General features: G+C 60.2%; 18 protein-coding genes. 9 read left to right on the forward strand and 9 right to left on the reverse strand.

The window, feature by feature from the left end; translation table 11 throughout:
• Positions 1-29: 29 nt before the first annotated feature.
• Genes A0257_04545 through A0257_04560 form a run of 4 tightly spaced genes read right to left on the reverse strand, consistent with a single transcriptional unit; the run spans position 30 to position 2,752 of the window.
• Entirely contained in the window at positions 30-758 is a 729-nt protein-coding gene (locus A0257_04545) for a hypothetical protein (GenBank protein AMR26444.1), read from the reverse strand.
• A complete protein-coding gene (locus tag A0257_04550; GenBank protein AMR26445.1) occupies positions 748-1,146 on the reverse strand; it encodes a GntR family transcriptional regulator in 399 nt (132 codons plus the stop codon). Before A0257_04550 ends, A0257_04545 begins: the two co-directional genes overlap by 11 nt.
• Positions 1,147-1,149: 3 nt before the next feature.
• The gene (locus tag A0257_04555) at positions 1,150-1,902 is read right to left on the reverse strand and encodes a hypothetical protein (protein AMR26446.1); all 753 of its coding nucleotides are present in this window, start codon (positions 1,900-1,902) and stop codon (positions 1,150-1,152) included.
• Positions 1,886-2,752, reverse strand: coding sequence for an ABC transporter ATP-binding protein (locus A0257_04560; protein ID AMR26447.1), 867 nt, complete (start codon positions 2,750-2,752; stop codon positions 1,886-1,888). The genes A0257_04555 and A0257_04560 overlap by 17 nt, the downstream gene beginning before the upstream one ends.
• A gap of 324 nt (positions 2,753-3,076) precedes the next feature.
• Between A0257_04560 and A0257_04565 the strand changes: the two genes are divergently transcribed.
• Together A0257_04565 and A0257_04570 are read left to right on the forward strand one after the other, a co-directional pair.
• Positions 3,077-4,390: a glycoside hydrolase family 1 gene (locus tag A0257_04565; GenBank protein AMR26448.1), complete on the forward strand. Its 1,314-nt coding sequence runs from the start codon at positions 3,077-3,079 to the stop codon at positions 4,388-4,390.
• Positions 4,391-4,421: 31 nt separating this feature from the next.
• A complete protein-coding gene (locus tag A0257_04570; GenBank protein AMR26449.1) occupies positions 4,422-5,159 on the forward strand; it encodes an oxidoreductase in 738 nt (245 codons plus the stop codon).
• A 90-nt stretch (positions 5,160-5,249) separates the two neighbouring features.
• Here the strand turns inward: A0257_04570 and A0257_04575 are convergent, their stop codons facing one another.
• Positions 5,250-5,654: a hypothetical protein gene (locus A0257_04575; protein ID AMR26450.1), complete on the reverse strand. Its 405-nt coding sequence runs from the start codon at positions 5,652-5,654 to the stop codon at positions 5,250-5,252.
• 166 nt (positions 5,655-5,820) lie between these two features.
• On the opposite strand from A0257_04575, the gene A0257_04580 reads away from it, so the two are divergent.
• The 7 genes from A0257_04580 (at position 5,821) to A0257_04610 (ending at position 12,805) form a co-directional block, all read left to right on the forward strand.
• Positions 5,821-6,804: a hypothetical protein gene (locus A0257_04580; GenBank protein ID AMR26451.1), complete on the forward strand. Its 984-nt coding sequence runs from the start codon at positions 5,821-5,823 to the stop codon at positions 6,802-6,804.
• A gap of 163 nt (positions 6,805-6,967) precedes the next feature.
• The gene (locus tag A0257_04585; protein ID AMR29620.1) at positions 6,968-8,659 is read left to right on the forward strand and encodes a cytochrome ubiquinol oxidase subunit I; all 1,692 of its coding nucleotides are present in this window, start codon (positions 6,968-6,970) and stop codon (positions 8,657-8,659) included.
• Positions 8,649-9,221, forward strand: a complete 573-nt coding sequence (locus A0257_04590) for a hypothetical protein (GenBank protein ID AMR26452.1) — start codon at positions 8,649-8,651, stop codon at positions 9,219-9,221. Before A0257_04585 ends, A0257_04590 begins: the two co-directional genes overlap by 11 nt.
• A 176-nt stretch (positions 9,222-9,397) precedes the next feature.
• Complete coding sequence (locus A0257_04595) at positions 9,398-10,249, forward strand: hypothetical protein (protein AMR26453.1); 852 nt, start codon at positions 9,398-9,400, stop codon at positions 10,247-10,249.
• Between the two features lie 152 nt (positions 10,250-10,401).
• A complete protein-coding gene (locus A0257_04600; protein ID AMR26454.1) occupies positions 10,402-10,620 on the forward strand; it encodes a hypothetical protein in 219 nt (72 codons plus the stop codon).
• Between the two features lie 115 nt (positions 10,621-10,735).
• Complete coding sequence (locus A0257_04605) at positions 10,736-11,206, forward strand: (2Fe-2S)-binding protein (protein AMR29621.1); 471 nt, start codon at positions 10,736-10,738, stop codon at positions 11,204-11,206.
• A 207-nt stretch (positions 11,207-11,413) separates the two neighbouring features.
• Complete coding sequence (locus A0257_04610) at positions 11,414-12,805, forward strand: cytochrome B6 (protein ID AMR26455.1); 1,392 nt, start codon at positions 11,414-11,416, stop codon at positions 12,803-12,805.
• Between the two features lie 5 nt (positions 12,806-12,810).
• Here A0257_04610 and A0257_04615 read toward each other — a convergent pair whose 3' ends face one another.
• The 4 genes from A0257_04615 to A0257_04630 form a co-directional block, all read right to left on the reverse strand.
• A complete protein-coding gene (locus A0257_04615; GenBank protein AMR26456.1) occupies positions 12,811-13,971 on the reverse strand; it encodes a hypothetical protein in 1,161 nt (386 codons plus the stop codon).
• A gap of 644 nt (positions 13,972-14,615) precedes the next feature.
• Entirely contained in the window at positions 14,616-16,244 is a 1,629-nt protein-coding gene (locus A0257_04620) for a methylcrotonoyl-CoA carboxylase (GenBank protein ID AMR26457.1), read from the reverse strand.
• Between the two features lie 93 nt (positions 16,245-16,337).
• Positions 16,338-17,357, reverse strand: coding sequence for a hypothetical protein (locus A0257_04625; protein AMR26458.1), 1,020 nt, complete (start codon positions 17,355-17,357; stop codon positions 16,338-16,340).
• Positions 17,358-17,496: 139 nt separating this feature from the next.
• A complete protein-coding gene (locus A0257_04630; GenBank protein AMR29622.1) occupies positions 17,497-18,228 on the reverse strand; it encodes an N-acetylmuramoyl-L-alanine amidase in 732 nt (243 codons plus the stop codon).
• Positions 18,229-18,438: the final 210 nt, after the last annotated feature.

Consider the following 18,438-nt stretch of genomic DNA (forward strand, 5'->3'; position numbering starts at 1 on the left):
AACGGGTCTTCTTCTGCCCTACCCCCTCCCTACTGCCGCAGGCCCACCAGCGCGGCACCGGTCAGGATGGCTTTGGCACTGTCGGCGAAATGGTACTGTAGCTGCGGAATGGCCAGGTTGTAGAGCTGCAATTCGCTCTGGTGGTTGAGGGCCAGATTAGCCGCCGCGATGCGGTTGTCCTGGCCCATTTGCAGAATGGAGTGGCTGCCGGGGGTAGCGCCCGCCACGACCCGCAGAAACTTCAGGTTATTCTTAATCAGCTCGATGTGCGTCGCATTATCTTGCTGCACACTCAGGCTATCCTGCGTGAAGCCTTCCACGACAACCGGGCTGGCCGCGAAGAAAATCTCCTGCTTATCGCGGTGGCGCGCGCCGTTGAGCGCGTAGTCCGCATTGGCCGTGAGCTGGGTGAGCTGCGGGCAACTGATGACCACCGCCGTCTGCCCCAGCGGCACGCGCTGGTCGGGAAACGCGGCCGTAATTACCAGGCGGCTACCCTGCTGATGCACTTGCACATACTTGGCCGCCCGCGGGCTGATGCGCACCCGGTAGGGGCCGGCGATAATCTTAATGCCCACCACACCGGCGGCCGGCGCTTCTACTTCGGTAAAGTTGCTAAACTTGAGCGTGGCGTAATCGTGCAGCGGGTCTTTGAAGGCGCCCGAGCGATACTCGGCGCGCAGGGCCATGTTGTAGGCCGTGAGCGAGGCCAGCAGCACGAGCAGCGCGGCCAGCAGGAAGGTGGTGCTAGTTTTCATGGGGGGTAGGCGCAAGGGTTGCGGCTTGCGCCGTTTTGAAAGCTTCGTAGCGCTGGGCCAGCTCGGCAAGGCTGATGTCGAGCAGCGAAATAGTGTTGAAAAACGCGGGCAGCTCGTGCTGCAAAAACCGCTCGCGGCGGTGGGCGCGCACCTGCGCCGCGCCGGCCGGAGCCACGAACAGGCCCAGGCCGCGCCGATTATACACCACGCCCTGGCTTTGCAGCAGCTCGTAGGTGCGCATCACGGTGTTGGGGTTGACCTGCAGCTCGGCGGCCAGCTCGCGCACCGACGGGATTTTGTGGTCGGGCGGCCACTGCTGACGCAGCACCTGCTCGCCCACGTAGCTGGCTATCTGGAGATAAATCGCCTCATTATCGTTGAATTCCATGCGCTAGAGCTGTTTTTCGGTGAGGCGGGCGTAGGCCGCCGCCCACAGCAGCGCGGCCAGCACCAGGGGCACCAGCGCCAGCCACTGGAGCTGGTGGTCGGGCACGCTCACTACCCCCGCATCGAGCACCGCCGCGCCGAAGGGAAAAGCCTGGTGCAACTTGCCGCCCAGCATCCGGGCAACTACCTGATAATTAAGCACCCCAGCCAAGAGAGCCAGTCCAAAGCCCAGGAAGGCGACCCTGACCGGCTGGAGGCGCTGGAAGAAAATACTACCCCACAGCGCCAGCCCGTGCAGCACCAGATATAGGCGCACCACCCGATAAATTGGCTCCGAAAACAAGGGCACCAACGTCTTATCCTTCACCCCCATAGCGTTTACTACCAGCCAGTCGGCCAGGTAAAACGCAATAGTAAAAACCACCAGAAAAACCGGCAGCGAAAACAGCCACGCCACCCCAAACTTTTCTAGCTGCGAGGCCGGCAGCGTGAGCGCCAGCGCGGCCTGCCGCCCCGCGCCATACTGCCCCAGCACCGTGCTTGTGAAGAAGCTGCCCGCCGCCAGCACGAACATCGTGAAAAAGACACCCTGCATCTGCTGGTTCAGGCGGCCACTATTGAGATAGGTGATGAAGCCCAGCACCAGCACCATGCCGCCCAGCAGCACGGCCGCGCTCATGAGGTAGGTCTTCCAATGCTCGGCGGTGTGCTTGCGCAGTAGGCGGCCAAAGCGCGCGAGGTTAATGTACTGGCTCATGTTGCAATTGAAGTTGGGTGAGGTAAGTGGCCAGGGTAGTATCGGGGCCGGTGAGGGCGTTGAAGAGCAATTCCAAATCGACTTTGCTACCCCCTCCGCCGTCGTGGTTGGGCCGAATAACTTGCCGACCGCGCACCGACGGCTCGGCGTAGAGGGCTTCGGGCGCGGCCACGCCCACCGGCGCGGTGCCGAAGCTGAGCTTACCGGCCAGCTCGTCGATGCTGGCGTTCAGCACGATGCGGCGCTGGTGCAGCACCAGCACGGTATCAATCAAGCTGTCGAGGTCGCGCACCTGATGGGTCGAGATGATGACGCAGCGGTCCGCGCCGAGCGCGCCGGCCACGAGCTTGCGAAACTGCGCCTTGCTGGGAATGTCGAGGCCATTGGTGGGCTCGTCGAGCACCAGCAGGCCGGTATTGGTGGCCAGGGCGAAGGCGATGAGCGCCTTTTTCTGCTGGCCGTAGGAGAGCGCCGGGAGCTTGGTGAGCGCCGGCACGTCGAGCTCGCGCAGGTATTCGTGGAAGGCTGCCGCCTCGAAGCGGGGGTAGAAAACGCCCGTGCTGGCCGCCAGTTGCGTGGCCGACACGGGCGGCACCTGCACGTCTTCGGGCAGAAAAAACAGGTCTTCGAGCGTGGCGGGCCGGCGCAGAGCGGCAGCGTGGCCCTCCACCTCGCAGCTGCCGCTGAGCGGGAAAGCCAGCCCCACGATGTTTTTGAGCAGCGTGGACTTGCCCGCGCCGTTCTTGCCCAGCAGGCCGTAGATGTGGCCCCGGCGCAGGTCCAGACTGAGATTTTCGAGCTGAAGTACCCGGCGCGAGTACCCGAAGTGCAGGTTACGGATGCGGACCATAGGATAGGTGGTTTGGAGTATTAGGTTTCTAGTACACTACAAATGTATAACACCTGCCGCTGGTTGGCTCACATTCGGCGAAAAATATTCTCAGCCCCCTTTGGCGGGGGTGGCCCCTACCCCCCCTCGGCGGCCGGATGGCGCTGGGACCCCCGACCGCAAAGCAGCACGTGTTATTCATAAATGCTTCATAAACAAGCAAAAAGCTCGGGGATTTTATCGACCGATGGGCAACTTTTGTGCGCATTGCCAGTAAACCCCAAACAGTAGCTGCCCCTACCCCCGCCGGGGGAATCACCTTCCTTTTCCACTTTTCTCCTTCTTATGCCAGCCCAGTTTCTTTTTGCCACCGGCATTGAAAATAGCTACCCTACCATCCACAACGGCAAGTTTCGCCAGGACGAGATGGAAAAATGCGGCCACTATAAATTCTGGAAAAAGGATTTTGACTTGGTGCAGGAGCTGGGTATCGAATACCTGCGCTATGGCCCGCCCATTCACAAGACGTGGATGGGGGTAGGGAAGTACGACTGGTCGTTTGCGGACGAGACGTTTAACGACCTGCGGCGGCGCAGCATCATTCCCATCGTGGATTTGTGTCACTTTGGGGTGCCCGACTGGATAGGAAATTTTCAGAATCCCGATTTTCCAAAGCTGTTCGCGCAGTATGCCGCCGACTTTGCCAAGCGCTTTCCGTGGGTGCAGCTCTACACGCCGGTGAACGAGATGTATGTCTGCGCCGAGTTTTCGGCCCTCTACGGCTGGTGGAATGAGCAGCTGGCCAGCGAGAAATCGTTCGTGACGGCGCTGAAGTACATCGTGAAGGCCAATGTGCTGGCCATGCATTCCATTCTGGCGGTGCGGCCCGACGCGCTCTTTATTCAGAGCGAATCAAGCGAATATTTCCACGCCTCGGACCCGGCCGCCATCAAGCCCGCCGAGCTGCTGAACGCCAAGCGCTTTTTGTCTTTGGACCTGAACTACGGTCAGCGCGTGGACTCCGACATGTATGAATACCTTATGGACAACGGGATGACCCGCGACGAGTATCATTTCTTTTTGCAAAATGACCTGCGTCACCAGTGCATCATGGGCAACGACTACTACCGCACGAACGAGCACCGCGTGCGCGACGACGGCAGCACCGTGGCCTCGGGCGAAATATTTGGCTACCACGTCATTACCACGCAGTACCACAACCGCTACCAGCTGCCCGTGATGCACACCGAAACCAACCTCTGGCAGGGTCCCAACGGCGACGAGGCCGTGAACTGGCTCTGGAAAGAGTGGGCCAACGTGCTGCGGGTGCGCAATGATGGGGTACCCATTCTGGGTTTCACTTGGTATTCGCTCACCGACCAGGTGGACTGGGACACGGCCCTGCGCGAGAACAACGGCACCCCGAACCCGCTGGGTCTCTATGACTTAAACCGCAATATCCGGCCGGTGGGCGAGGCGTATAAAAAGCTCATCAGCCAGTGGAAAGAGGTGCTGCCCACCCAGACCGCGTGCCTGCAAATACCCCTGGTGATGCCCAACCAAGCCGGCCAGAACTGGGTCCAGCAGGCGCATGTCGAAGCGCAGACGCTGCAAGCCGACCAGGCAACCGTCGATGCCAACGATAGAAAGCAAGACTAGCATTAATCTTCGCACCTTTTTATTTAACTCCATGAGATTCAAGGACAAAGTTGTTATTATCACCGGCGGGGCCGGCGGCATTGGGCTGGCCACGGCCCAGCGCCTGGCCTCGGAAGGCGCGCGCATCGTACTGGCCGATATCAGCCAGGACAACCTCGATAAGGCATTGCCCGAGGTGCAGAAAGCCGGCGCGCCCGAAGTGCTGCTCAGCATTTGCAACGTGGCGAAGGAGGACCAGGTGATTGCCACCGTGAAAGCCACGCTTGACAAATTCGGCCGGCTCGATTCCATCGTGAATAACGCGGGGCTGATGCGCTTCAAACCGCTGGAAGAACTAACGGCCGACGACTGGATGGCCACGCTGAATGTGGACTTGCTGGGCGCATTCTACTTCGTCAAGCAGGCATTTTTGAACATGAAGCCTGGCGGCACGGTCGTCAACGTATCGAGCATTCACGCCATCGAAACGGAGGCGCTGGTAACGCCCTACGCCGCGGCCAAGGCGGCGGTGCTCTCGCTCACGCGCTCGGCCGCTATTGAAGGCAAGCCTAAAGGGTTGCGTATCAACGCAGTGCTGCCAGGCGCGATTGACACGCCCATGCTCTGGGACAACCCCAACGTGAAGTCAGGGGTAGAAAAAATCAATCCCAGCGACGTGGGCAAGCCCGAAAACGTGGCTGCCCTCATCGCCTACCTGGCCTCCGACGAGTCGGAGTTCGTGCAGGGCACGATGGTGCGGGTAGATGGTGGCCGATTGGACCATTTGTAGAATGCGGGGCTTGCCCCCGCCCGTCGTTGAACTACTCCTACGTTCGTTCAACGACGGGCGGGGGCAAGCCCCGCACCCTACCTAGGAGCGTTAAGCTGACTGATATACCTGCTTGGTCGCCAGCTTGGCGGGGTCCGCACCCAGCGCCCAGCGCAGGGCTTCGGCTTTCTGGTCGGTCGGAAAGTGCTTGACCTCGGCCGGGGTGATGGTATTCATCACGGAGGATGCGGCGCTGAGCAGCGTGCTGTCGTCGCTGACCACGGCGGCGCGGTTGAAGTCGCTGAAGTGTTTCGCGTCCAGCTTCACTTCTTCCCAAAGCGCAGGCAGCGTTACCGCATCGAGGCTGGCGACTTCCAGGTACACGTTGACCTTGCCGAATCGCTGCACTTTCGCATTCAGAATGGGCACCACGCTGGCGTAGTCTGCTTTGGTGAGCTTGCCGGCGATGGTGAAGCTTAATAGGTTTTGGTCGGGATAATCAACGGCGTTGAACATGAGAAGGGGGGTAGGAAATAAATTGAAAAAGAGAGCGACCAGTCGGCCTACCGGCTTTCATACCCGGAAATCCAATGGGAGGTTGCCTCTTAATGAGCACTAAAGCATTAATTCACAAAGAGTTCATGTGCTTTTTTTAAGCTGGCAGGCTTAACTTAGGAGGCCGGTGATTGCCCCAGCGGGCGGCAACCCCTGGCCTTCGCACTCCCTCTCCGCTATGCGTTCTATCTTTTCCACTTCTACCGTCGAGGCCGAGCGGCTCCACACGCTCGACTTGTATTTTATCATCGCCGCAGCGGTGGTGTTCCTGACGGTGTTTGGGGCCACCACGTATTTCTCGTGGAAATACCGCCACCGCGACCACGACGACCAGGCCGAGCCGCAGCAAACCTCCAGCAACCTCAAGCTGGAATCGGTGCTGGTGGGCGTTCCGACGCTGCTAATCGTGGCATTTTTCTTTCTGAGCTTCAATACGACCAGGGCCGTGCTGCCGCCGGCCGGCGATACCGTGCCGACGGTGCGCATCACCGGGCATCAGTGGTGGTGGCAGGCCAGCTACCCCGGCACCAACGTGCAGACTGCCAATGAGATTCACTTACCCATCGGCCGGCGCTTACTCATCGAGGGCACTTCGGCCGACGTGATTCATGACTGGTGGGTGCCTTCGTTTGGCGAGAAGATGGATGTGGTGCCGGGCCTGCGCAACCACGTGTGGGCCACCATCAAAGAGCCCGGCATCTATGAAGGTGCCTGCAACGAATTTTGCGGGCAGCAACACGCCTGGATGCGCATCCGGGTAGTGGCCCATACCCCGGCCGACTACGCCCGGTGGCTGGCCGCCGCCGCCCGCCCCGCCGCCGAGCCGGCCGACCGGCTGGCGCAAGCCGGCGCGCAGGTTTTCGCGCGGGCCGCGTGCAGCAGCTGCCACCAGATTCGGGGCACCGCCGCCCAAGGTCAGCAAGGCCCCGACCTCACGCACTTCGGCAGCCGCGAAACCATGCTCGCCGGCCTGCTTCCTAATAACCAAGTCAACCTGGCCAACTGGCTCCGCAACCCGCAGGCGCTGAAACCGGGCGCGCATATGCCGCGGTTCATTTTCGCGCCGGATACTATTCGGGCGCTAACGGCTTATTTATCAGGACTTAAATAGTTGAGAAGAACGGTCATGCTGAGCTTGCCGAAGCATCTCTGCCGCGTAAGTAATCCTGACGTTTGAAGTTACTTACGCGGTAGAGATGCTTCGACAAGCTCAGCATGACGGTCTGCTAAAAACTTTCAATAGCTCCTTTATCAAAAATCAGCACCTCAAACCCATGTCTCCGCCCCCCGTTCTCGTGCCCGAACCCGTGGAGGTCCTACCCGGCCTCAGCCTGGATACTGACCAGGGGCTGCTCCAGTGGATTTCGTCCGTGGACCACAAGCAACTGGGTATTATGTACTTGTGGACCGCACTGCTGTTCATGCTGGTGGGCGGGGCTGAGATTCTGCTGATACGCGTGCAGCTGGCGGTGCCACGCAACACGTTTATGGGGCCGGAAACGTATAACGAGCTGTTTACGATGCACGGCACCACGATGATATTCTTCGTGGCCATGCCGGCCATTTTTGGCTTCGCTACCTACTTCGTGCCCCTCATGATTGGGGCCAACGATATGGCCTTTCCGCGCCTGAACGCGCTGAGCTTGTGGCTCACCGTGTTTGGCGGCCTGCTGATGTATTTCAGCTTCGTGGCGGGCGGCGCGCCCAACGCGGGCTGGTTCAACTACGCCCCGCTCAACGGCTACAACTATTCTCCGCAGCCAGGCATCGACTATTATTGCGCGGGGCTGCTGCTGGCCGGCATCGGCACAGTTTCGGCTTCTATCAATCTGATAGTAACCATCTTGCACTACCGCACGGCGGGCATGACGCTGCGCATTATGCCGGTGTTCGTCTGGATGATGCTCGTCACGGCCGGCCTCGTGATAGCCGCTTTTCCGTCCTTGAACGCGGCGCTGGCCATGCTGCTGCTCGACCGCCGGCTGCACGCCCACTTCTTTGACGTGCATGATGGCGGCTCGGCGCTGCTCTGGCAGCATTTGTTCTGGCTGTTCGGGCACCCGGAAGTTTATATCGTAATTCTGCCCGCCTTCGGGATGCTGTCGGAAGTTTTCTCCACGTATTCGCGCAAGCCAGTGTTTGGCTACGCCTTTATCGTGGGCTCGGGCATTGTCATCGGGCTGCTGGCGTTTGGGGTGTGGGTCCACCACATGTTTGCGGTGGGACTGGGCAACACGGCCAATAACTTCTTCGCGGCCAGCAGTATGCTCATCGGCATCCCGACGGGCGTGAAGGTTTTCAACTGGCTGGCAACGATGCACGGCGGCTCCATCCGCTTCACGACTTCCATGAAATTCGCGACTGCCTTTTTGGTCGAGTTCACCATTGGCGGGCTCAGCGGCATTGCCTTCGCCATCGTGCCGATTGACTTGCAGCTCACCGACACCTACTTCGTGGTGGCGCACATTCACTACGTGCTTATCGGCGGCACGCTGTTTGGGCTGCTGTCGGGCTTGTTTTATTGGTTTCCGAAGATGAGCGGCCGGATGCTGAACGAGCGGCTGAGCAACTGGTTTTTCTGGCTGTTCACGATTGGCTTCAACGTCACGTTTATGATTCAGCACGTGCTGGGCACCATCGGGATGCCGCGCCGCGTGTACACCTACCCCGACCTGCCGGGCTGGGGCACGCTCAATCTGCTGTCCACCATCGGTAGCTTTCTGATGGGCGCGGCCACCCTGCTACTGGTCTATATCGTTTTGCGGGCGCTGCGCAGCGGCCCCCGCGCCGGGGCCGACCCCTGGGATGCCTACACCCTGGAATGGACCACGACCTCGCCCCCGCAGCTGCAAAATTTCGACCGCGTGATTCCGGTGGCCAGCGTGCGGCCGTTCCGCGACTTCAAGCGGCCCGATGATGCCGACCACCTAAAACCTGGTAAAAAGAAAGGAGTACATGGCAAATAGCGCCCCCAGCACCCGGCTCCTGATGCAGTTAGTCGTCTTCACCGAATCCCTGTTTTTTCTGGCCTTGCTCATGGCCTTCGTGTTCTTCTCGCTCGCGCCGGGCTTTCGGCAGCAGCAGTTGGCCGCGCTGGATTTGGGCCGCACCGGTGCGTTCACGCTGGTGCTGTTCAGCAGCAGCTTTACATATTGGCGGGTGGAGGTCAGCGCCCAGCGCGGCGCTACCGGCGCGCTCAAGTTCTGGCTGCTGGCGACCATCGCCCTGGGCGTGACGTTTTTGCTGGGTCAAGCCTGGGAGTTTCACGGCCTTTTCGGCCGCCACATTGACTTGGCCAGCAACACCTTCGGCACCAGCTTTTTCACCCTCACCGGCTTCCACGGCCTGCATGTATTCGTAGGGCTCGTCATCCTGAGCATCCTCGCGGGCCTGGCCTTCGCGGGCGATTACAACCGCCCGGCTTCGTCCGTTTTTCACTCCATCGGCATTTACTGGCACTTCGTGGACATCGTGTGGGCGGTCGTGTTCACGGTCGTGTACGTGCTGCCGCACTTTAGCAGGTTTTGATGAGTAGTCGTTCTAGCGTGCGCCTCACGAGACCCCTTTGGGGCCGGCCCCCTCTCCGAAAAAGGAAAGGGGGAGCCAGACGCAAGCGCAAGACCGGTGCCCCTCTCCTTTTCGGAGAGGAGGTCAGGGGGTGAGGCGCTCGTTGAACGATTAAACACTGGTAATCAACTACAACTATGAATCCTTCTTCCATCTGGCTGCAATGGGACCTGAATCCGGCGGCGCTGCTGCTGGCGGCGGGGCTGGCAGCGGCGTATTATGGGCTGGCGGGCGGGCGCTGGCAGCCGCGGGCGGGCTACTATGCAAGCGGGCTGGCGCTGTTTCTGCTGGTGGAGCTGTCGCCGCTGCACTATTTGGGGATGCACGCGCTGTTCAGCGCCCACATGGTGGTGCATATCGTGGTGCTGCTGCTGAGCGGGCCGCTGCTAGTGCTGGGCCTACCCCCCCGGCCCACGCCGAAGGCCGCCCGGTGGCTGGCCGCTTTTTCGCGCTGGCTGGGCGCGCACGTGGGGTTGGCCTGGGCGGCGGGGGTAGGGATTATGTGGCTGCTGCACGTGCCAGCCGTGTTCGATGCGTCTTTTGAGGGGATGCACCAGGCGTTCAGCGCCTGGCCGCTGCTGCACGCGGGCGGGATGCTGCTGGCGGGCGTGCTCTTCAGCTGGCCGATATTCGGGCCGGTGCCAAAGTACCGGCTGCACCCGATGGCGGGGGTAGTGTACCTGTTTACGGCCTGCGTGGGCTGCTCGCTGCTGGGCCTGCTCATCACCTTCGCCCCGGCCGATACCTACCAGCACTACGCCCGTGCCGCCTGGTGCGGCACCCCCGGCCTCGCCCCCGATTTTGCCGCCAACCCCCTGGGCCTCAGCCTGGCCGAGGACCAGCAGGCGGCCGGCCTCATCATGTGGGTGCCATGCTGCTTCATCTACCTCACCGGCTGCCTGGTGCTGGTGGCCCGGTATTTCAGCGAGTCGGAGCCAATTGAAGAGTTAGTTTCTGAGCGGACGGAATTATCCCAAATGAGCCATTGAAAATCGTCCGTCATTGCGAGCGAAGCGCGGCAATCGCACCCGCACGACACCCGCGCCGGTCGTTCGACCATCGTTCGGATGCGATTGCTTCGCAAGCTCGCAATGACGAATGATAATTCATAACTCATCATTTATAATTCATAATTAAAAAAATGCCTACCCCCAATCCCCGCGCCGAACCGCAGCCCGCCGACTGGGCCAAGGCCCGCCCCGAGAAGCTGCCCGAGCCCACCTACTGGCCGTTCGTGCTGGCGCTGGGGCTGACGTTTATATTCTGGGGCCTGCTCACGACCTGGATTATCCTGGCGGCGGGCGTTATCATTTTTATCATCGCCCTCGTGGGCTGGATTAACCTTTTGCGCCATGAGTGAGGAAACGCTCCCTACCCCCCCCACCTCTACCCCCTCGCCCGCGGCGCAGGCCAGTGACCCCGGCGCGGACGCGGATGCCCGCGCCGAGCGCGAGGGCGAGCCGCGCCGCGATTTTCTGGTCAAGCTCACTTTTGGGTTAGGCGGCGTGGCGGCGCTGGCCATCGGCGTGCCCGTGGTGAGTGCCGTGCTGGCCCCGCTGCTGGAGCCCGCCCCCCAAACCTGGCGCAAAGTGGGCACGCTGGCCGATTTCGCAGTGGGCTCCACACATTTGGTCAAGTTCGAGAATGCTAATGCCAAAGCTTGGTCAGGCATGACGAGCGAGTCGGCGGCCTGGCTGCGGCGCGAGTCGGAAAAGGAGTTTATCGCCTTTTCGGTCAATTGCGCGCACCTGGGCTGCCCCGTGCGCTGGGAGCAGGGCGCGGGCCTGTTTATGTGCCCCTGCCACGGCGGCATTTATTACAAAGACGGCACCGTGGCCGCCGGCCCGCCGCCCCAGGGCCTCACGCAGTACCACATCCGGGTGGCCGGTAATGATGACGTGGAGCTTTTGACCGCGCCGATTCCGATTACGAATATGACGAGCTGAGCGGTCTGTTGCAGCTTTATGGTTGGGACCTGGGGCGGGCTGCCGGCTTTTCGCCGGCTGTCCGCTCTCTAAAAGAACAATGGCGCGAACGATGAGCGGACAGCCGGCGAAAAGCCGGCAGCCCGCCTCAACGGCTCCATTAGCGCAGCGTTCCGACGCTTCCTCCCCGAATCCCTACCCCCCTATCCTTATCCTATCCCACAGTCTATGAGTTTTTTACGAAAAGTCGGGGCCTGGCTCGACGACCGGCTGGGCATCTCCGATACGCTGATGCCGCTGGCCCGGCACCTGGTGCCGCCGGGGGCCAAGTGGAGTTACGTGTTTGGCAGCGCCACGCTGTTTTGCCTCATCCTGCAAGTAGTGACGGGGGTAGCGCTCACGCTGCTCTACCAGCCGACTTCGGAGTCGGCGTATAAGTCGCTGGAATTCATCACGCACCAGGCAGTTTTCGGGCGCTTGCTGCGGGGCATTCACTACTTCGGGGCCTCAGGTATGATAGTGCTGGTGGGCATCCACATGCTGCGGGTTTACATCACGGCCTCGTACAAGTTTCCGCGCGAGATGAGCTGGATAAGCGGGGTTTTCCTGCTGTTTCTGACCCTGGCGATGGGCTTCACCGGGCAGCTGCTGCGCTGGGATTCCAATGGCGTGTGGTCGGCAGTGGTGGCGGCCGAGCAGGCAGGTAGGGTGCCGATTATTGGCACTTACGTGGCCCGGCTGTTGCTGGGCGGCGACACCATCGGCGGGCAGTCGCTGAGCCGGTTTTACTCCTACCACACGCTGCTGTTTCCGGCCATGCTGTTCGGGCTGGTGGGCTTTCACCTGTATCTGGTGTTTCGCAACGGCGTGTCGGAGCCGACCAAAGTCGGCCAGCTCGTGGACCCCAAAACCTACCGCAAGTGGTACCAGGACATGCTCGATAAGGTGGGCGTACCGTTCTGGCCCTACGCCGCCTGGCGCGACGTGGTATTTAGCGTGGCCGTGGTAATGGGCATTTTCACGCTGGCCCTCGTCTTCGGCCCGCCCGAGCTGACGCAGCCGCCCTCCCCGGCTACCATCTACACCAACCCGGCCCCCGATTGGTATATGCTGCCCATCTTCGCGCTCTACGCCCTGATGCCGCCGGCCATCGAGTCTTACCTCATCATCATCGCGCCGCTGCTAACCATACTGGCGCTGCTGGCCCTACCCTTCATCTCCAACGCCGGCGAGCGCAGCCCCCTGCGGCGGCCCTGGGCGGTGTTCGGCGCGGGCACGGTGGTGACGCTGGTTATCGCCCTGCTCGTGCTAGGCGAGCAAGCGCCCTGGTCGCCCAAGTTCGATGCCAAGCCCCTGAACACCAAGCTCATCAACTCAAACAACCCGCAGATAGTGGCGGGCGCGGGCTTGTTTTACAATAAAGGCTGCATCTACTGCCACCTCCTGGACGGCCACGGCGGCCACCGCGGCCCCGAGCTAACGGAAGTCGGCCGCCGCCTCAAAACCGACGAGCTGCGCATTCGCATCGTGAACGGCGGCGGCAACATGCCCGCCTACGGCGGCGTAATTTCCGAAAAGGAATTGGCCGACGTTATCGCCTTTCTGGAAACGCGGAAGTAGCGCAATTATAGCTGAATAAACATCGGCCCCGGCCCTTCCTTGGGTATCCGGTAGGTTTTCAGAAATGCCTTCACCGCCGCCGGGTCGTGCTCGAAGGCCAGCACTTCGGCCGCCAGCTGCTTAATTTTCTGCTCTAATTGCTGCTTTTGCAGCCGGTAGTCGTAGTCCAGCGCGGCGGGGGTAGGCGTGAAGTAATACGGCTTGCCGGTGAAGCCCGACAGCTCTTCCTGCTCCTGAAACATGGCTTCGTCCAGCTCGCGCACCTGCTCCTTGAGCAGCTTATTGTAGTAACGCAGCTGGTCTTCAGCCAAGTTTTCGAGGTGGGCCTGGTCAATGCGCTGCAACTCCAGCTGCAAGCGCAGCAGCGTCAATAGCTCGCCAGCCTCATAGGCGGTCGTGACCCGCTTCATCAGCTCGGTTTTGCGGATTTTCTCGGTCTCGTCGGGTTCCAGGTCGGGGTGCAGGGCTTTTACCAGGTCGCGGTAGAGGGTACGCACGGCCTGGGTAACGTTTTGTTCCTCAGCCTGCTTTTTATCGGCGGCGGCCTGCTGCTTAGGAGTTTTTTTACGCTGGGCGCGGCGCTCGGCGCGTTCGGCTTCCTGCTGTTCGTGGGCTTCCTGCTCGGTCGCCAGTTGCCGGTGCAGGTACGCCTGGAATTTCTCGGGCGTGCTCACGTCGGCATCAGCATCGAACTTGATGCCGAACTGCTGGCTGAACATTTGCTTCATCATCTCGGCGGTTTCGGCATCAGCCGCCGCCGCTTCCTCCGCCGATTCGGGGTCCTCGTACTTGTCGAGAATAGCCTGAATTTCGGGGTGCCCTTGCTGGGGCAGGTCGTAGCAGCCATCGAGCAGAATGGACACGATTTTGGCGCGCTCGCCCTTGGTCAGCTTGTAGGTATCGTGCGCGCGGTCGAGCACCCGCGCCAGGCCGGCGCGCGTGTCGTTGTGCCGAGCTTGCAACGGCCGGTACTCGGTTTGCACCCGCTGGCGCAAGTGGGTAGCGGCCTCTCGAAAATCGTGCACGTCTTTTTCGAGCTTGGCAATGCGTTTGGTGAGGCGGTTAAATTCCTTCTGAGCCTTGGAGAGCGCTGAGTTATCGGCGCTGGTAGCAGCAATGTGGACTACTTGCGCTTGGGAAACAACTGTTTTTTTGGCCATGAGCATGCGGGGTAAGAGATGCCGCAAAATAACGCCGTTTCGGCGTTCTATTACGTGACACAGCCTAGCCGAAAAAACAGCAATAGCAACACTGCGCTAAACTCGCGTCTATTATGAACTCAATCCATAACTAACGCCACTAACCCCTGACTACGCCAATTATCAGATAATTGTCGTAGCGCTTGCAATTCGCTGTCTGACTCAATTTTTATTAGATATTTGCTTTCTTCGCTAGTGCCTTTATACACAACTATTACTGTACCATTCCCTGAATGAGGACCACCTCTACCTATTTTTTCTTGACCGCTATAGCCATCTACATTAAATACAATACTTTTAAGTTTAGACATGGGTATCATTTGCATTCCAATTAGCAAAGACTGCTCATTAAAACCGATAATCTCCACATTTCTAGGATAATAAAGGTTTGCGCCTTTTACATAAGACAACAGAGCTAGACTGACCTGAACAAACACAAAAAAGCCAAAAATAATTAATGAATATTTAAAAATAAAGAAATTATTTATTACTCGGCCGAGGAAAGCACCAAAACAAGCCAGTAAATTAATTACTAGACAAGCGATATTCACTTTTCTGACCCACTCCTTTTTTTCTAGGCGGGTAGGCAGGAAAATAGTTGTACTCATATTTCACACCTGAATAACCCCCACATTATACGCCCGCTCAATCGGCGCATGATTCGCCGCGCTTATTCCCTCCGCAATCACTTTCCGGGTTTCCAGCGGGTCAATTACCGCATCGACCCACAGCCGCGCCGCGGCGTAGTAGGGCGATAATTGCTCCTCGTAGCGGGCTTTAATACGGTCGAGCAATTCCTTTTCGGCTTCGGGGGTAATGACTTCGCCTTTCGCTTTCAGCGAAGCCACCTGGATTTGCAGCAGCGTATTGGCGGCCGCCGCGCCGCTCATTACGGCGAGCTGGGCGCTGGGCCAGGCCACGATGAGGCGCGGGTCGTAGGCTTTGCCGCACATGGCGTAGTTGCCCGCGCCGTAGCTGTTGCCGATGATGACCGTGAACTTCGGTACCACGCTGTTGGCCATTGCGTTGACCATCTTCGCGCCGTCCTTGATGATGCCGCCCTGCTCGCTGGCCGAGCCCACCATGAAGCCCGACACGTCGTGCAGAAACACCAGCGGGATGCGTTTCTGGTTGCAGTTCATGATGAAGCGGGCCGCCTTGTCGGCCGAGTCGGAGTAGATGACGCCGCCCATCTGCATCCCGGTTTTCTTGCTTTTCACGATTTTGCGCTGGTTGGCCACGATGCCCACTGCCCAGCCCTCGATGCGCGCCAGCCCGCAAATGAGCGTCTGGCCGTAGAGGTCCTTGTAGGGCTCAAACTCCGAGTTATCCACCAGGCGCTTGATGATTTCCATCATGTCGTAGGGCTTGGCGCGGTCGCTGGGCAGCTGGCCATATAGCTCGACTTCGGGTAGCGCGGGGGGGGTAGGCGCGGCGCGGCTGAAGCCGGCAGTGGGGGTAGCCCCCAGCTTGTCGAAGATGTTGCGGATGTGGTCGAGCGCCTCCTCATCGGTGTCGAACTTATAATCCGTCACGCCCGACACTTCCGAGTGCATGGCTGCGCCACCGAGCGCCTCATTATCAATGGTTTCGCCGATGGCCGACTTCACCAAATACGAGCCGGCCAGAAACACCGAGCCAGTGCCGCTCACTATCATCGCCTCGTCGCTCATGATGGGCAGGTAGGCCCCGCCCGCCACGCACGGCCCCATGATGGCCGAAATCTGCACGATGCCCATACTCGACATCACCGCGTTGTTGCGAAAAATGCGGCCGAAGTGCTCCTTATCCGGGAAAATTTCGTCCTGCATGGGCAGATATACGCCCGCCGAATCCACAAGGTAGATAATCGGCAGCCGGTTTTCCAGGCTGATTTCCTGGGCGCGCAGGTTCTTTTTGGCCGTGATGGGAAACCACGCGCCGGCCTTCACAGTGGCGTCGTTGGCCACCACCACGCACTGCCTACCCTGCACGTAGCCCAGCACGACGACCACGCCGCCCCCTGGGCAGCCGCCTTCGTCCTGGTACATGCCCTCGCCGGCGAAAGCGCCGATTTCGACCTGCGCCGCGTCCTTATCCAGCAGGTAGTCAACGCGTTCGCGGGCGGTGAGCTTGCCCTTGGCTCGGTGGGCGGCGATGCGCTTCTCGCCGCCGCCGAGGGCCACGCGGGCCAGCTTCTGGCGCAGCTGAAAAGTAAGTTGCTTGAGATGGTCTTCGTTGCGATTAAACTCGATATTCATACTCGGTTAGCTGGGTGGGAGGGGGTAGGGAGAACAAAAAACCCACCCCTGTTCGGGGCGGGTTTCAAAGATACTAGGCAGGGTAGCGGCGGCTTAGTTAGTGATGGCCGGGGTAGTGCTCACTTTTTTGGTTTCGGTGGTTACTGAGCCGTCGGGGTTTTTGGTGGTTTCCTGCTTGGTTTTGTCTTTGCCGCCGCCAAAAACCGAGAAATGCACGTAGCGCTTGGGATTGGCCTTCATGTCTGAAATCAACTCATTAGAGCTGGCGGCCGTGGCGTTGAGGTTGCGGTAGAGCGTCGAGTCATTGATGAGCTTGCCGAGCGAGCCCTTTTTGTCGTTCAGCGCCGCGCTCACGCCCTTCAGCGAGGTCTGGGCTTCCACCAACGTCGAGTTCAGGTTGCGCAGGGCCGGGCCCACGGGCGCGGTCTTGAGCGAATCGGAAAGCTGCCCGAAATTGCTGACGATGCGGTCGAGCTTGCCGGTGGTCTTGTTCAGCGCCTTGCTCATCTGGGCAAAATTGCGGGTTATCTCGTTGATATTGGCCTGGTTGGCCACGATGAGCTGCTGCAAGGCCACCGTGCTTTCGCGTGCGCCGACTAGCGTTCCCCGAATGTTAGTTTCGGCATCCTTGTTAATAATACCGTTTACATGTTGCAACGTGGAGTCTAGGCTGGAAATCAGGGGTAGAGCGCGGGCCTGCAAAGCCGCCGCGATGCCAGCGATGCCCGCCGAGGAAGTCGTTTGCAAATCTTCGCCGCCACTGAACTTCTTGGTGTCGCGGCCCAGCGTCAGGTTAATGGTTTTGGAGCCCAGCAACGAGCCACCCAGCGAGGCCACGGTCGAGTCGCCGAGTTGCAGGCCTTTTTGCAGCTCCAGCGCGGCGCGCACGGTATTGTCGTGGGTGGGTTGCAGCTCCAGGTTTTTTACCTGCCCCACTTTGATACCGTTGAGGATAACCGGAGCCCCCACGTTAAGCCCATCCACGTTCGGGTACACGGCGTAGTACGTGCGGTCGCTGGACAGCAAGTTGCTGCCCCGCAAGAAGTTAAACCCAATGGCCAGGGCCACGAGTGCTACCACGGCCAACAGGCCGACTTTTATTTCTTTAGACACAGGAAGGTAGATTTAAGCTGATGTTAGCCACTTAGGGGAGGGGTAGGCGGCCCGCATGGTTGCAGCGGGCGCGCGGAATATTGCTTTTAACGGCAAACGGGGCCCTTATGTTGGGGCGGTGAGTAAGCGCGGCCGTAGCTTACCCGGCCGGCGTGCCCTCCAGGTCGCGCTTATACGCGCGAAAGGCGCGGTAGATGCCATTGGCAATGGCGTGCTGGCCGGCGCTGCTATTGAGGTAGTTCTCCTCAGTGGGGTCGGTTAGAAAGCCGGCCTCGACCAGCACGGAGGGCATGGCAGATTTCCAGAGCACCAAAAAGCCGGCCTGCTTCACGCCGCGCGAGCTACGGCCCACGCTGGTGCGAAACTGCCGGTCAATGCGCTGGGCCAGGCGCAGCGAGTTGGTGATGTAGGCGCTCTGGAAAAGGGAAAACAGGATGTGCGACTGCGGCGAGCGCGGGTCGAAGCCGTCGTAGCGCTGCTTGTAGTTTTTCTCTTGCAGAATAACCGAGTTTTCGCGCTGGGCCACGCCCAGGTTGGCGGTAGTTTTGTGCAGGCCCATCGTCCAAACCTCGGTGCCGCGCGAGCCGCGGGGGCCGGCGTTGCAATGCACCGAGATGAAGAGGTCGGCATGGTTGCGGTTGGCGATGGCGGCGCGCTCATCGAGCCGGATAAACACGTTGGTTTTGCGGGTGTAGATGACCCGCACGCCCGGCATGTTCGTCTCAATCTGGTGGCCCAGGTCTTTGATAATGGCCAGGGCCACGGTGGCTTCGTGGGCGTCGGCCCCGTTGCAGCCAATGTCTTTGCCGCCGTGGCCGGCGTCGAGCACCACGGTGCGCAGGCGGTAGCGGGTGCGGTCGTAGCCGGGCAGGCTATCGGGAGTGCCTTCCTGGCTGAGCGCGCTATCCGGCGGCACCGTTTGGGGTGGCCGGCGTTGGGTAGGCACCGGCCGCTCAGCGGGTGAGCTGGCGGCGAGCAGCTGGCAGCTTAGCGCGAGCAGGAAGGGTGCAATAATCCGCACGTTGGTCGTTGGGGAAAAAACCAGGCCCCTGGCAACCCTTTGGAGGGTAGGCGGCCTCTT

This window comes from Hymenobacter psoromatis (genome assembly GCA_001596155.1).
Classification (GTDB): domain Bacteria; phylum Bacteroidota; class Bacteroidia; order Cytophagales; family Hymenobacteraceae; genus Hymenobacter.

Bases quoted from the DNA above. Each gene is read 5' to 3' on its own strand.
- A0257_04585 (AMR29620.1), top strand. From the start codon at position 6,968: ATGTCTCCGCCCCCCGTTCTCGTGCCCGAACCCGTGGAGGTCCTACCC.
- A0257_04595 (AMR26453.1), top strand. From the start codon at position 9,398: ATGAATCCTTCTTCCATCTGGCTGCAATGGGACCTGAATCCGGCGGCG.
- A0257_04615 (AMR26456.1), bottom strand. From the start codon at position 13,971: ATGCTCATGGCCAAAAAAACAGTTGTTTCCCAAGCGCAAGTAGTCCAC.
- A0257_04575 (AMR26450.1), bottom strand. From the start codon at position 5,654: ATGTTCAACGCCGTTGATTATCCCGACCAAAACCTATTAAGCTTCACC.
- A0257_04600 (AMR26454.1), top strand. From the start codon at position 10,402: ATGCCTACCCCCAATCCCCGCGCCGAACCGCAGCCCGCCGACTGGGCC.
- A0257_04550 (AMR26445.1), bottom strand. From the start codon at position 1,146: ATGGAATTCAACGATAATGAGGCGATTTATCTCCAGATAGCCAGCTAC.
- A0257_04545 (AMR26444.1), bottom strand. From the start codon at position 758: ATGAAAACTAGCACCACCTTCCTGCTGGCCGCGCTGCTCGTGCTGCTG.
- A0257_04590 (AMR26452.1), top strand. From the start codon at position 8,649: ATGGCAAATAGCGCCCCCAGCACCCGGCTCCTGATGCAGTTAGTCGTC.
- A0257_04620 (AMR26457.1), bottom strand. From the start codon at position 16,244: ATGAATATCGAGTTTAATCGCAACGAAGACCATCTCAAGCAACTTACT.
- A0257_04570 (AMR26449.1), top strand. From the start codon at position 4,422: ATGAGATTCAAGGACAAAGTTGTTATTATCACCGGCGGGGCCGGCGGC.
- A0257_04565 (AMR26448.1), top strand. From the start codon at position 3,077: ATGCCAGCCCAGTTTCTTTTTGCCACCGGCATTGAAAATAGCTACCCT.
- A0257_04555 (AMR26446.1), bottom strand. From the start codon at position 1,902: ATGAGCCAGTACATTAACCTCGCGCGCTTTGGCCGCCTACTGCGCAAG.
- A0257_04560 (AMR26447.1), bottom strand. From the start codon at position 2,752: ATGGTCCGCATCCGTAACCTGCACTTCGGGTACTCGCGCCGGGTACTT.
- A0257_04610 (AMR26455.1), top strand. From the start codon at position 11,414: ATGAGTTTTTTACGAAAAGTCGGGGCCTGGCTCGACGACCGGCTGGGC.